Source organism: Achromobacter pestifer, assembly GCF_902859625.1.
GTDB lineage: Bacteria > Pseudomonadota > Gammaproteobacteria > Burkholderiales > Burkholderiaceae_B > Achromobacter > Achromobacter pestifer.
Genome location: NZ_CADIJX010000001.1, coordinates 422,358 through 435,384, shown reverse-complemented (window position 1 = coordinate 435,384; position 13,027 = coordinate 422,358). Strand labels below are relative to the sequence as shown.

Below are 13,027 nucleotides of genomic sequence, written 5' to 3'. Positions count from 1 at the left end.
ACCCCTGAAATCAAACGTCCGGGTACGCCTTACAGAACCAGAATGGCTTCAACTTCAAACTGCGCGCCCTTCGGCAGGCTAGCCACGCCAATGGTCGACCGCGCCGGGAACGGCTGCGGAATGATCTCGGCCATGATGGAGTTGGCAGCCGTGAATTTGCCCAGGTCGGTCAGGAACAGGGTCAGCTTGACGATGTTGTCCAGCGTGCCGCCGGCCGCGGTGATCACGGCCTGCATGTTGGCGAAAGCCTGACGCACTTGGGCGTCGAAGTTCTCGGAGACCAGATCGCCGGTGCCCGGCTCCAGGCCGATCTGGCCCGAGAGATAGACAGTCTTGGTGCCGCTTACGGCAACCGCTTGCGAGTAAGGGCCAACGGCGGCGGGCGCGGCGTCGGTATGGATGATTTGCTTGCTCATGGGCGGAATCCTTCAGGTGACGGATAGAAGCTACAACTATCGAAGTTTAAACAGCAATAGACATTTGCGAAAGTGGCCAGATGACGCAGGAATGTCTCGCCGTGAGGATGTCAGCCATCTGCGTGATGGCCGGCGCCACCGATGTCGCCCCGGTGCTCGATCAGCAATTCGTATAGCGCCTGGGCGGCGACCGACAAGCTGCGGCCCTTGCGCTGCACCAGATAAAGCGGACGTGTCAGCGGGCGCCCGGCCAGCGGCACCACGCGCAGGTCATCGCTACCGAAGTGAAAGAGCGTCATGGCGGGCACGACAGACACCCCCAGACCCGCCCGAACCAGCCCCGTTACCGTGGCCAGATGTTCCACTTCAAACACCGGCAGGGGCGCATCGGCGCCGAAAGCCTCGTCCAGATGTTTGCGCACACTGCTGCCGCGCGCAAGTTGAATGACGGGGTGCCGGACGATATCGCGCAGCCGCACCTGACGCTGCGCTGCCAGGGGATGATCCGCCCGGCACACCAGGAAATAGCGATCGGCATGAAGGAATTCGCTGTCCAGGTCGGTCATGTCTGGCCGGCGCGACGCCACGGCAAAATCGACCTGCCCGCTTTGCACCATGTCCAGGCAGGGATCCAGCAGGGCGTCGCGCAAGTCCAGTGCGATGCCCGGGTGCTCTTGCCTGAAGCGCGCCAACAAGCCGGGCAGCCAGCCAGCCGCCAGCGAAGGCAGCGCCGCCAGCGCCACGCGCCCGCGACGGCGGGCGGCGTGGTCGCGCAGGTCTTCCATCACCAAATCCATGTCCGCCAGCAGGCGGCGTGCCGAAGCGTCCAGCACTTTGCCTTCGGCCGTCAGTTCCACATGCCGCGTGTTGCGATCGAACAGACGCAACCCCGCACTTTCCTCCAACGACCGGATCAATGCGCTGAACGCCGGCTGCGTCAGATGGCAGCGCTGGGCGGCGCGTGTGAAATGCCGTTCATCGGCCAATGCGACGAAGGCACGCAATTGCCGTGCAGACAGATTCATGGAAATTCTCTATCAATTCATCTGATTTTTCTATTTTACTGATGAACCGCCTGTGCCTATAGTGGCCTCGACAGCCCACCAGGGCCGACTGGACCCCATATGCCTCAATCTCCCCTGCTTATCGGCTGTGCGTCAGGATTCTCTGGCGATCGCAGCGACGGCGCCGCCGCCGTGGTGCGCACTCTCGCCGCCCGAGGCGGCGGCACGCTGATCTTCGAGACCCTGGCCGAACGCACACTGGCATTGGCGCAACTGGCGCGCAACGACGATCCCGCCCGGGGCTATGAGCCCCTGCTGGATGAATTGATATCGCCCGTGCTGGCGGACTGCCTGCGCCACGGCATCAACATCGTCAGTAATTTCGGCGCCGCCAACCCCGAAGCCGCCGCCCGGCGGATTGCGGCCATCGCGCAGCAGCAGGGATTGCCCGTGCCCCGCATTGCGGTAGTGCACGGCGATGCCCTGAGCACGCCCGCCCAACGCGCCCTGCTTCAGGAGCGCCTGGGTGCGTCTCTGGCCGGCCAGGATGTGGTCAGCGCCACCGCCTATCTGGGCGCCACGGAAATCGCTCAGGCGCTGGCCGCTGGCGCGCAAATCGTCGTGGCGGGCCGCGTCGCGGATCCGTCGCTGACGCTGGGCCCTGCCTTGGCGCACTTCGGCTGGGACGCCAACGACTGGCCCCGTCTGGGCCGCGCCACCATGGCCGGCCATATGCTGGAATGCGGATTGCAAGTCACGGGCGGCTACTTCTGCGTGCCGGGTTTGAAGGACGTGCCGGACGTTCACGCGGCAGGCTTTCCCATCGCCGAGATTCAGGCCGACGGTGAGTTCGTTGTCGGCAAGGCCGACGATACGGGCGGCGCGGTGGATGCCCGCACCGTCAAGGAACAATTGTTGTACGAAGTTCATGACCCCGCCCGCTACCTGACGCCCGATGTGGTGGCGGATCTGAGCCAGGCGCATGTCGTCGAATTGGGCGCGAACCGCGTCGCCGTGCATGGCATCACCGGCCACGCCCGTCCGGCCGAATTGAAAGTCAACGTGTGCTATCGCGGTGGTTGGCTGGCCGAAGCCGAGATCTCATACGCGGGCGTGCAGGCGGAAGCCCGCGCGCGACTGGCCGCGGATATCGTCCAGAAGCGCCTGGGGTCCGCCTTCAAGCTGCGGGCCGACCTGATCGGCGCCATCAGCATCCTGGGCGATGACGCTGGCGAAATGCGCCGCGCCCTGCCCGACTCCCATGCCCGGGACCTGCGCTTGCGGCTGGCCGGCGAACACGCTGACCGCACCCAGGCCGAACGCATCCTGCGCGAAGTGACCGCGCTGTACACCTGCGGCCCTGCGGGCGGCGGCGGCGTTCGCACCGCATTGCGCCCACGTTTGAACATGGTGTCTTGCACCATCCCCCGCGAGGCCGTGCAAAGCGGCTGGAACTTCCTTGAGGCAATCGCGCCATGACCCGCAACCCTGACACACTGGCCGTGCCGCTGTACCGATTGGGACACAGCCGCTCCGGCGACAAAGGCGATATCTCGAACCTGAGCCTGATTGCCTGGGACCCGGAGTGCTACGCGGTGCTAGCCGAACAAGTCACCGAGGCTCGCGTCGCTGCCTGGTTCGCGTACCGGCATCCCGCACGTGTCGTCCGTTACCTGCTGCCGACGTTGCATGCCATGAATTTCGTGCTGGAAGCCGTGCTGGATGGCGGCGTGAACGACGCCTTGAATCTGGACACGCACGGCAAAAGCCTGTCGTTCCGATTGCTGGACCTGACCGTGGAGGTCAGCCCCGAACTGGCCCGACGGCTGCCAGACATACCCGGCGACCGCCCTGCGGCCGTCTGATCCCCCGCATCACCCCTATAAAAAAACACCACAGGAGACACAACATGCGCATTTCCTCCAAGGGCCGCCTGGCCCTGCTGCTGGCGGCAGCCTTGCCTCTGACCGCGCTGGCCCAGAACTTCCCGGCCAAACCCATCACCTTCATCGTCCCGTTCGCGGCCGGTAGCGCGACGGACCAGATTGGTCGCGCCATCGGCCAGGGCGTCACCGAACAGACCGGGCAAGCGGTGGTGATCGAGAACAAACCCGGTGCCAGCGCCATGATCGGCGCCGCCGCCGGCGCCCGTGCGGCGCCAGATGGCTATACCGTCCTGATCACCACCAACACGACCCATGCCGCCAACGAGCATCTCTACAAGACGCTGACGTACCAACCCGTGAAGGACTTCGCGCCGATCTCGCTCTTGGGCAAGGGCGGCCAGATCATGGTGGTCAATCCCAACTCGTCCGCCAAGACAGTGGGCGACTTTCTGGCTCAGGCCAAGCAATCGCCGGGCAAGCTGAGTTTCGGCAGCGGCAGTTCCAGTAGCCGCATCGCGGGCGAATTGCTGCAACAGATGGCTGGCGTGCAGCTGTTGCATGTCCCGTACAAGAGCAATCCGCTGGCGGTGACAGACTTGCTGGGCGGGCAGATCGACATGATGATCACCGATACGGCGACCGGCCTGCCCCAGGTCAAGTCTGGCAAACTGCGCGCACTGGGCGTGACGGGCCTGGCGCGTTCGCCATTGGCGCCGGACGTCCCGACGATCGCCGAAGCCGGCGTACCGGGCTATGAGATGGGCTACTGGTTCGCGGCCTATGCGCCCGCCGGCACGCCGCCCGATGTGATCAAACGCCTGAACGAACTGCTGGTGAACGCCACCAAGACCAAGCCGGCCCAACAGTTCTACGCGCAAACCGGCACTGACCCGGCGACGTCGACACCGGACGAACTTGCCACATTCCAGCAAGCCGAATCGAAGAAGTGGGGCACCATCATCAAGCAAGCGGGGATTCAGCCGGAGTAGTCAGACAGACCGCCCTGAAATGCAAAAAACCCATCGCTAGCGATGGGTTTTTTTTCGAACGAACCGCCGTGGCTTTATTTGTCCACGAAGGCGCGTTCAACCACGTAGTCGCCCGGCTGGCCCACGCCCGGCGAAACCGTGAAGCCGCGCTTGTCCAGCATGGCGCTGATGTCAGCCAGCATGTGCGGACTGCCGCAGATCATGGCGCGATCAGTTTCGGGGTTGATCTGCGGAATGCCGATGTCTTCGCAGAGCTTGCCGTTTTCCATCAGTTCCGTGATGCGGCCCTGGTTGCGGAACGGCTCGCGCGTGACCGTCGGGTAATACACGAGCTTTTCGCGCACGATGTCGCCGAAGAACTCGTTGTTCGGCAGTTCTTTTTCGATGAAGTCCGCATAGGCCAGTTCGCTGACCCAACGCACGCCGTGCACCAGGATGACCTTGTCGAAGCGTTCGTAGATATCCGGGTCTTTGATGATGCTCATGAAGGGCGCCAGGCCAGTGCCGGTGCCAAACAGGAACAGATGCTTGCCCGGCTTCAGATCGTCAACGATCAGCGTACCCACGGGCTTGCGGCTGACCAGGATGGTGTCGCCTTCTTTCAGGTGTTGCAGGCGCGAGGTCAGCGGGCCATTCTGCACCTTGATGCTGAGGAACTCGAGGTTCTCTTCGTAGTTCGCACTGGCGATGCTGTAGGCCCGCAGTAGCGGCTTGCCTTCAACTTCCAGGCCGATCATGACGAAGTGGCCGTTGTGGAACCGCAAGGCCGCATCACGAGTCGTGGTAAAGGAAAACAGGGTGTCGTTCCAGTGGTGCACGCTAAGTACGCGCTCAGTGTTGAAAGCAGCCATGTCGTATTAGTTCATTAGGGTTGACCCTATTCTACAGGGTCTTGATAGGAATTGCTCTCATTATTCCGTAATACCCTTATGCCGTATTGATGGGGATCAAGCGCAACGCTCAATGGCTTACGGACAGTTGAACGGTCTATTGCTTCCTGTTATCGTCGCGTTCTCAGTTGATAATCGTTTTCGTTAGCAGACCGTTTTAAGCAACGGAAAGCCCTTTTTTCGGCTTCCCCCGTTGCTGCCCTAGCCGGAGCCTCCCGACATGACCAAGCGTCCCCAATTAAATTCGCTGCTTCGCGCCCTGGCGCTGGCTGGCGCCGCCGCCTTCACCGTCTCGGCCAATGCCGCCGAAGAAGTCAGCCTGTACACCACCCGGGAACCCAAGCTGATTCAACCGCTGCTGGATGCCTTCACGAAGGAAAGCGGCATCAAGGTCAATACGGTCTTCGTCAAGGACGGATTGCTGGAGCGCGTCAAGGCGGAAGGCGCCAAGTCGCCCGCAGACGTGTTGATGACCGTGGATATCGGCAATCTGCTGGATCTGGTGGACGGTGGCGTGACCCAGGCGGTCAAGTCCCAGACCCTGGAATCCGTGATCCCCGCGAACCTGCGCGGCGCCGATGGCAAGTGGTTTGCACTGTCGCTGCGCGACCGTGTGCTGTATGTGGAAAAGGATCTGAAGCTGGAATCCTTCCGCTACGAAGACCTGGCCGATCCGAAATGGAAGGGCAAAGTCTGCATCCGTTCGGGCCAACACCCCTACAACACCGCCATGGTTGCATCGATGATTGCGCATGACGGCGCAGAAGCGACCGAAAAGTGGCTGCGCGGCGTCAAGGCCAACCTGGCCCGCAAGGCCGCTGGCGGCGACCGCGACGTGGCTCGCGACATTCTGGGCGGCATCTGCGATATCGGCCTGGCCAACGCCTACTACGTGGGTCACATGAAGAACGCCGAAGCCGGCACCGACGCCCGCAAATGGGGCGATGCCATCAAGGTCATCCGCCCGACGTTCGCCAATGAAAAGAGCGGCGGCACCCACGTGAACGTCAGCGGCGCCGCCGTTGCCGCCCACGCACCGCACAAGGCCAACGCCATCAAGCTGCTGGATTTCCTGGTGTCCGAACCCGCCCAGGCGCTGTACGCCCAGGCCAACTACGAATACCCCGTCCGCAAGGGCGTGAAGCTGGACCCCGTGATCGCCAGCTTTGGCGAGCTGAAGGTTGATCCGCTGCCCCTGACTGAAATCGCCAAGCACCGCAAGCAAGCCAGCGAACTGGTGGACAAGGTCGGCTTCGACAACTGATCGACCCATGGACGGTCACGCCTGCTGGCGTGACGTCGCCATGCGGCAGTATTGGGCCTGTTTCCTTTTTTGGAGGAAACAGGCCTTGCCATTGATGCAATCGACTTTGAAGCATGCACACTGAATCCTTGCCCCGGCCGCTGCGTTTGCGCTGGACTGAACGCGGCGCCGGTTGGCTCGCAGGCGCGGCGCTGATCGCGCTGGCCGTGCTGGCGCCCGTATTGACGCTGGCCTGGTGGGCGCTGGGCGGCGAGCTGTCCCACTGGCAGCACCTGGCCAGCTACGTCTTGCCGCAAGCACTGGCCAACACCGCGATACTGCTGGCAGGTGTCGGCATCGTCGTCACGTTGCTGGGAACAGGGGCTGCATGGCTGGTCACCGCCTATGACTTCCCCACGCGCCGCATCCTGACCTGGGCACTGCTGCTGCCGCTGGCAGTGCCTACCTACATCATCGCGTTCGCCTATCTGGACCTGCTGCATCCGATCGGGCCGATCCAGACGGCGATCCGCGCGCTGCTGGGGTATGACAGCCCGCGCCAATTCCGCCTGCCTGACCTGCGCTCCATCTACGGCGCGATCTTCGTGCTGGGCTTCGTGCTGTACCCCTATGTCTATCTGAGTACGCGCGTCATGTTCATGACGCAAGCGGCCAGCCTGCTGGAAGCCGCGCGCACGCTGGGAGCGGGACGGATCGCGGTGTTTTTCCGCGTTGCGCTGCCGCTTGCCCGGCCCGCCATCGTCGTCGGCGTCAGCCTGGCGCTGCTGGAAACGCTGAACGATATCGGCGCGTCTGAATTCCTGGGCGTGCAGACACTGACGGTATCGGTCTACACCACCTGGGTCACGCGCTCAGACCTGGCGGGCGCCGCGCAAATCGCGCTGACCATGCTGGCGATCGTTATCGGCCTGATCATGTTGGAACGCCATGGCCGCAAGCGCCAGCGTTACGCCAATACCCAGCGCATGCGTCCCATGCAAGCCCGTCGTTTGCGCGGCCCCGCCGCGGGCATCGCCGCGTTGCTGGGCTGGATTCCGGTGGTGCTGGGCTTTGTCGCGCCCGCGCTGTACCTGATCGTTGAAACCTATAAGCGCCTGCACCTGGTAGGCGGCGTGTCAGACCAGTTGATCAACGGTTTGAGCAACACCTTGATCGTGGCCTTCAGCGCCACCATCGTCACCATTCTGTGCGGCCTGATCGTTGCCTGGGCCGGACGCACGCTGCGCGAAAGTGCCAGCTTCAACCCCGGCCGTGCCTTTGCGCGCATCGCCAGCCTGGGCTATGCCGTGCCGGGCACCGTGCTGGCCATTGGCCTGTTGACGCCGTTTGTCTGGATCGACACGGCCGTCGCCACCGTATTCGGCGGCACGGGTCTGTTCCTGATGGGCTCCATGGCCGCGCTGGTCTGCGCGTATGTGATCCGCTTCCTGGCGATTTCCACCGGCGCGCTGGAAGCCGGCCTGGCGCGCATTCCGCCATCGCTGGAACAGGCTTCCCGCTTGTTGGGCGAGACATCTGCCGGCACGTTGCGCCGCGTCCACCTGCCGCTGCTGCGCCCCGCATTGGCCGCCAGCGCGCTGCTGGTCTTCGTGGACGCCATGAAGGAACTGCCCGCGACGCTGCTGCTGCGGCCCATGAATTTCGACACGCTGGCCACCTGGCTGTACGCCGAAGCCGCCCGCGGCACGTACGAGGAAGGCGCCGTCGCGGCGCTGGCGATCGTGCTGGCCGGCCTTTTGCCCGTCATCCTGCTGGCGCGCACCAATCTGAAAATGGGACATTGATCATCGTGCCCGATCTGTTAGAAATCGATCACCTTTCCCTTGCGTATGACACACCCGCTGGCTTGAAGCCGGTGGTGCAAGACTTGACGCTGGGCCTGCCAGCCGGACACATCGGCTGCCTGCTGGGCGAATCCGGCTGCGGCAAGACCACGGTATTGCGCGCCATTGCCGGCTTTGAACCCGTGCGCGCGGGCCGCATCCTGTTGGACGGCACCGTGATTTCGTCCGCCACCGAACAGGTGGCCCCGGAACTGCGCCGCGTGGGCATGATGTTCCAGGACTACGCCCTGTTTCCGCATCTGTCGGTTGCGCTGAACGTGGCGTTCGGCCTGCGCAAGCTGGCACGCCCGGATCGTGCCCGCCGGGTGGAAGAAATGCTGGAATTGGTGGGCCTTGCGCACGCGGCCAATAGCTACCCGCACGAGATCTCGGGCGGGCAGCAACAGCGCGTGGCATTGGCCCGGGCGCTAGCGCCCTCGCCCGACCTGCTGCTGCTGGACGAGCCATTTTCGAACCTGGACGTGGACACCCGCGAACGGTTGGCCTTCGAGGTGCGTGACATCCTGAAGACAACTGGCCACACGGCGATTCTGGTGACGCACAACCAGGCCGAAGCCTTTGCCATCGCCGATCGCATCGGCGTGATGAGCCAGGGCAGCATTGCGCAGTGGGACACCCCCTATAACCTGCACCACCACCCCAGCAACAACTTCGTGCGCGACTTCATCCGCCGCGAGGCGTTGGAGGCGCAGCGCGAGCAGGCTTTCGCCCGCGGGCGCTGAGCTCGGCATCCGTCGGCGGTCAATCCGCCGACAGCTTGACCTTTTGCGACAAGGCCTTGAAGGCCTCGTGCTGGCTTTGAGTCAGGCGTTCGACCTCTTGCGGGGTCGAGCCGTAAGGCATGAAGCCCGCTTGCTCCAGTTTGTCCTTCACTTCCGGCAGCGCCAGCGCCCACTGGAACGCTTCGCTCAGCGCGCGGGTGGCTTCAGGCGACATATTGGCGGGGCCGTATACCGCGAACCACGGATCCACCACCGCCCCGGCGTAGCCCAACTCAGCCAGTGTCGGCACGTCTGGCAACGTGGGAGCACGCTTGCTGCCCGTGACTGCCAGCGCATGGACCTTGCCTGCCTTGATGTGGGGCAACGACGCAGGCAGGTTGTCGAACATCACGGGCAGGTGTCCGCCCAGCAAGTCGTTCAGCCCTTGCGCGCTGCCCTTGTACGGAATGTGCTGCATGCCGGCGCCCGTCAACTGGTCAAACATCACGCCCGCCAAATGCATGGAGGTGCCGGTGCCGGGCGTGCCAAAGGCCGTGCCAGGATGCTGCTTGGCATAAGCCACCAGATCCTTCACGCTGTCCACTTTCAACGCGGGCCCGACTTCAAGCACCACGGTGGACGTGCCCAACATGCTGACGCCCGTGAAATCCTTGGTGGGATCGAACGGCATCGACGGGTAGACGAAGGGGTTCAATGCGTTTGTGGAGATGGCCCCGAAGCCAATCGTGTAGCCGTCGGGCGCCGCTTTGGCCACGGCGTCCATCCCGATATTGCCGCCCGCGCCCGGGCGGTTCTCGACGATCACCGGTTGCCCCAGTTTCTCGGCCACTTTTTGCCCTGCGGTGCGTGCCACCAGATCCGTGGTGCCGCCCGCCGTATAAGGCACGATGAAGGTGATGGGCTTCGCCGGATATCCGGCGGCCAGCGCAACGGATGCGCCGTTGACGAGTGCCAGCGCAGCCAGGCCGCGAGCAACGTTGAGTGTGTAGCGATGCATGTGTCTCCATCCTGTTGTTATCAAGGTTTGGAGGCGCATCATACTGCCGCGCAGGGCTTGCGCGGCAGCGGGAAGATCACATCAGTGGCTATCAGGCACGCGGCTCGGGCAAGGGAATGAATTCCGTTTCATCGCCCGGCACGATCTGGTCGAAACGGGTGCGTTGCCAATCTTGCTTGGCCTGTTCGATGCGGTCCTTGTTGCTGGACACAAAGTTCCACCAGACAAAACGCGGACCATCCAGGGGCTCGCCACCCAGCACCGCGAAACGCGCGGCGGTGACGGCACGGATCTGCACGGGCCGGCCAGGGGCAAACACCACCAAGCGGCCGCTTTCAAAAACTTGTCCGTCGATTTCAACTGAGCCTTGGGCCAGATAGGCGGCGCGCTCTTCGTGTTCGGCCGGCAGCACCGTGGTGGCGCCCGCCTGCAATTGCAGATCCCCGTAAAACAGCGGCGACAGCGTCTTGACGGATGAGGTCTTGCCGAACAGCGAACCCGCCACCACCTGGGCACGCACGCCCTCGCCTTCCACCACTGGCTGAGCATCCAGCCCGTAATGGGTAAAGCCGGGGTCCGTTTCTTCATGCGCCTTCGGCAAGCCCACCCAGATCTGTAGGCCACAGAGCCGCTGCGCGGCCTGGCGGCTTTCAGGCGATGAACGTTCAGAATGGACAATGCCACGTCCTGCGGTCATCCAGTTCACTTCGCCAGGCAAGATGGTCTGCGTATTGCCCGCGCCGTCGCGGTGCACCATTGACCCTTCATACAGGTAGGTGACGGTGGACAAGCCGATATGGGGGTGCGGGCGCACATCGATGCCAGAGCCGGCATCAAATTCCACCGGGCCCATGTGGTCTAGAAACACGAACGGCCCCACGGTGCGGCGTTGCGCCGACGGTATCGCGCGGCGGACGGAAAAGCCGCCCAAGTCGCTGGTGCGCGGCACCACGATGGTTTCAATCTGGCTTTCGCCTGCATCGGACAAAGTAGACATGATGTAACGCTCCGCATGAATAGGCCAACGGCCATGTTAAGGCCCAACGGCCGGATCAAAAACAAGCCGGACGGAACGTCTGTCCGCCCGGCCTCAGGCATTACGCCAAGTCAAACACCAGCACTTCGGCGTTCTTGCCACCCGACAGCTCGACACGGGTGTCGTCCGTGATGGCGACGGCGTCGCCGCCAGAGAGTTCGACGCCATTCACGGTCAGGCTGCCACGTGCCACGTGAACCCAGGCCCGACGTCCAGCCGCCAGGTTCAGGGTGGCGGATTCGTCACCATCGAACAGGCCGCCATACAGCCGCGCATCCTGATGGATCTTCATCGAGCCATCGTCGCCGTCAGGCGACACCAGGGCTTGCAGACGGCCACGCTTTTGCGCATCGCTGAAATCACGCTCTTCGTATTCCGGCGCAATGCCGGTCACGTCAGGCTCGATCCAGATTTGCAGCATGTGCGTTTCCGTATCCGGCAACGGGTTGAACTCGGAGTGCATGACACCACGGCCGGCGCTCATCCGCTGCACGTTGCCCGGCCGGATGGTCGAGCCACTGCCCATGCTGTCCTTGTGTGCAATCGCACCGTCCAGCACATAGGTGATGATCTCCATATCCCGGTGGCCGTGCGTGCCGAAGCCGCGGCCGGCGGCGATGCGGTCATCATTGATCACCCGCAGCGCGCCAAAGCCCATATGAGTCGGGTCGTAGTAGTTGGCGAAGGAAAAGGTGTGAAACGAATCGAGCCACCCATGGTTGGCGTGACCTCGTTCGGCAGCACGGCGAATCGTAAGCATTGTGGACTCCTGTTTCAATAATATGAATGAGTTAAAGGGTATGGCGCCTGGCTCTTCTTCCTTGCCGTCTTCGCTACACCCTTGGCATGAGTGATATTCTGCGCGTGTCTGGCCCGCGTTTTGGCGCTATATTTTGACGAAATCATTCAAATATTTTGAACGTCTATTTTTCGGCCCCCGCCCATGCAGCCCATTACTCCTGAATTGCTCATCCTGGTGGACGCCATCGCGCGCCACGGCAGCTTCGCCAAGGCAGCCCGCGAACTCGGCAAGGTGCCGTCCGCCGTGACTTACTCGATCCGCAAGCTGGAGGACGGGCTGGACGTGCTGCTATTCGACCGATCGGGGCACCGTGCGCTGTTGACCCCGGCGGGCGAAGCCCTGCTCAAGGATGGGCGCCATGTCCTGCAATCGTTGGACGATCTGGCCTGCCGGGTCAAACGCATCGCAACCGGCTGGGAGGTCGAGCTACGCATCGCCGTCAGTGCGGTGCTGCCCTGGCGGCCGCTGTACGACCTGATCGATGAGTTTCAGGCGGTCGGCAGCGCCACGACGCTGCGGTTTTCCAGCGAAGTGCTAAGTGGTAATTGGGATGCGCTGACCTCGGGTCGCGCGGACCTTGTCATTGGCGCGGGCGCGGCGGGCGAGCCGACAGGACCCTATCGTTCACAGGCCATCGGGCTGACGCAATTCGCCTTCTGCGTGGCTGCACACCATCCGCTGGCGTCGCTGCCGCAGCCGCTCAGCCGGGCGGATATCACCCGTTATTGCGCGGTGGTGGTGGCCGATACGTCACGCAATCTGCCGCCCCAATCGCGCGGCATTCTGGCGGACCAGCCAACGCTGGTGATGGCGACCATGCAGGCCAAGGTGGAAGCGCAGGTTCGCGGCCTGGGCTGCGGCTATTTGCCGATGACATTGGCCGCACCGTACTTGTCGCAGGGATTATTGGTGGTGTGCGAGACGGATGAAGGCATGTCCCTGACGGAACATGTGGCCTATGCCTGGCGGGCCGAGCCGCCGGGGGAAGCGTTGAAGTGGTGGCTGCAAAAGCTGAAATCACCGCGGTTGTGTGAGAGCTTGCTGGGGATGGGGTGATGGGTTGCTGGGGATGGGGTGATGGGTTGCGCGCGCTGAAGATGGGATGTCTTGCGAACAGATTCTCGCGCTACACCCATCCTACGGGCGAAGGCCTAGCTTCGTAGGATGGGTGTAGCGC

The 13,027-nt window shown here is 63.2% G+C and carries 13 protein-coding genes; 7 read left to right on the top strand and 6 right to left on the bottom strand.

Annotated features, from left to right (window positions below):
* Positions 1 to 29 precede the first annotated feature (29 nt).
* Together HV753_RS02000 and HV753_RS01995 are read right to left on the bottom strand one after the other, a co-directional pair.
* A complete protein-coding gene (locus HV753_RS02000) occupies positions 30 to 416 on the bottom strand; it encodes a Rid family detoxifying hydrolase (RefSeq protein WP_175172749.1) in 387 nt (128 codons plus the stop codon).
* 110 nt (positions 417 to 526) lie between these two features.
* On the bottom strand, positions 527 to 1,441 hold the full coding sequence (locus HV753_RS01995; protein WP_175172748.1) for a LysR family transcriptional regulator: 915 nt from the start codon (positions 1,439 to 1,441) through the stop codon (positions 527 to 529).
* A 99-nt stretch (positions 1,442 to 1,540) separates the two neighbouring features.
* On the opposite strand from HV753_RS01995, the gene HV753_RS01990 reads away from it, so the two are divergent.
* From HV753_RS01990 to HV753_RS01980, 3 genes are read left to right on the top strand one after another with little or no spacing between them, the layout of a single operon-like run.
* Positions 1,541 to 2,899, top strand: coding sequence for an acyclic terpene utilization AtuA family protein (locus tag HV753_RS01990; protein ID WP_175172747.1), 1,359 nt, complete (start codon positions 1,541 to 1,543; stop codon positions 2,897 to 2,899).
* Positions 2,896 to 3,285 carry an AtuA-related protein gene (locus HV753_RS01985; protein WP_175172746.1) on the top strand — a complete coding sequence of 130 codons (390 nt, stop codon included), beginning with the start codon at positions 2,896 to 2,898 and terminating at the stop codon, positions 3,283 to 3,285. Before HV753_RS01990 ends, HV753_RS01985 begins: the two co-directional genes overlap by 4 nt.
* A gap of 44 nt (positions 3,286 to 3,329) precedes the next feature.
* Complete coding sequence (locus HV753_RS01980; protein ID WP_175172745.1) at positions 3,330 to 4,295, top strand: Bug family tripartite tricarboxylate transporter substrate binding protein; 966 nt, start codon at positions 3,330 to 3,332, stop codon at positions 4,293 to 4,295.
* A gap of 74 nt (positions 4,296 to 4,369) precedes the next feature.
* Here the strand turns inward: HV753_RS01980 and HV753_RS01975 are convergent, their stop codons facing one another.
* The gene (locus HV753_RS01975; protein WP_175172744.1) at positions 4,370 to 5,146 is read right to left on the bottom strand and encodes a ferredoxin--NADP reductase; all 777 of its coding nucleotides are present in this window, start codon (positions 5,144 to 5,146) and stop codon (positions 4,370 to 4,372) included.
* 259 nt (positions 5,147 to 5,405) lie between these two features.
* Here HV753_RS01975 and HV753_RS01970 point away from each other — a divergent pair, with 259 nt between their 5' ends.
* The 3 genes from HV753_RS01970 to HV753_RS01960 all read left to right on the top strand — a co-directional run bounded on the left by HV753_RS01970 (position 5,406) and on the right by HV753_RS01960 (position 9,015).
* Positions 5,406 to 6,449, top strand: coding sequence for a Fe(3+) ABC transporter substrate-binding protein (locus HV753_RS01970; RefSeq protein ID WP_175172743.1), 1,044 nt, complete (start codon positions 5,406 to 5,408; stop codon positions 6,447 to 6,449).
* 113 nt (positions 6,450 to 6,562) lie between these two features.
* Positions 6,563 to 8,233: an ABC transporter permease gene (locus HV753_RS01965; protein ID WP_175172742.1), complete on the top strand. Its 1,671-nt coding sequence runs from the start codon at positions 6,563 to 6,565 to the stop codon at positions 8,231 to 8,233.
* 5 nt (positions 8,234 to 8,238) lie between these two features.
* Positions 8,239 to 9,015: an ABC transporter ATP-binding protein gene (locus HV753_RS01960; protein WP_175172741.1), complete on the top strand. Its 777-nt coding sequence runs from the start codon at positions 8,239 to 8,241 to the stop codon at positions 9,013 to 9,015.
* Positions 9,016 to 9,034: 19 nt separating this feature from the next.
* On the opposite strand, the gene HV753_RS01955 is transcribed toward HV753_RS01960, so the two are convergent.
* From HV753_RS01955 to HV753_RS01945, 3 genes are all read right to left on the bottom strand, one after another.
* Positions 9,035 to 10,012, bottom strand: a complete 978-nt coding sequence (locus tag HV753_RS01955; protein ID WP_175172740.1) for a Bug family tripartite tricarboxylate transporter substrate binding protein — start codon at positions 10,010 to 10,012, stop codon at positions 9,035 to 9,037.
* Positions 10,013 to 10,103: 91 nt separating this feature from the next.
* The gene (locus HV753_RS01950; RefSeq protein WP_175172739.1) at positions 10,104 to 11,009 is read right to left on the bottom strand and encodes a pirin family protein; all 906 of its coding nucleotides are present in this window, start codon (positions 11,007 to 11,009) and stop codon (positions 10,104 to 10,106) included.
* A gap of 100 nt (positions 11,010 to 11,109) precedes the next feature.
* Positions 11,110 to 11,808, bottom strand: coding sequence for a pirin family protein (locus tag HV753_RS01945; protein ID WP_175172738.1), 699 nt, complete (start codon positions 11,806 to 11,808; stop codon positions 11,110 to 11,112).
* Positions 11,809 to 11,991: 183 nt separating this feature from the next.
* Here HV753_RS01945 and HV753_RS01940 point away from each other — a divergent pair, with 183 nt between their 5' ends.
* Positions 11,992 to 12,906 (top strand): LysR family transcriptional regulator, encoded by a 915-nt coding sequence (locus HV753_RS01940; RefSeq protein WP_175172737.1) that lies wholly within the window; start codon positions 11,992 to 11,994, stop codon positions 12,904 to 12,906.
* Positions 12,907 to 13,027: the final 121 nt, after the last annotated feature.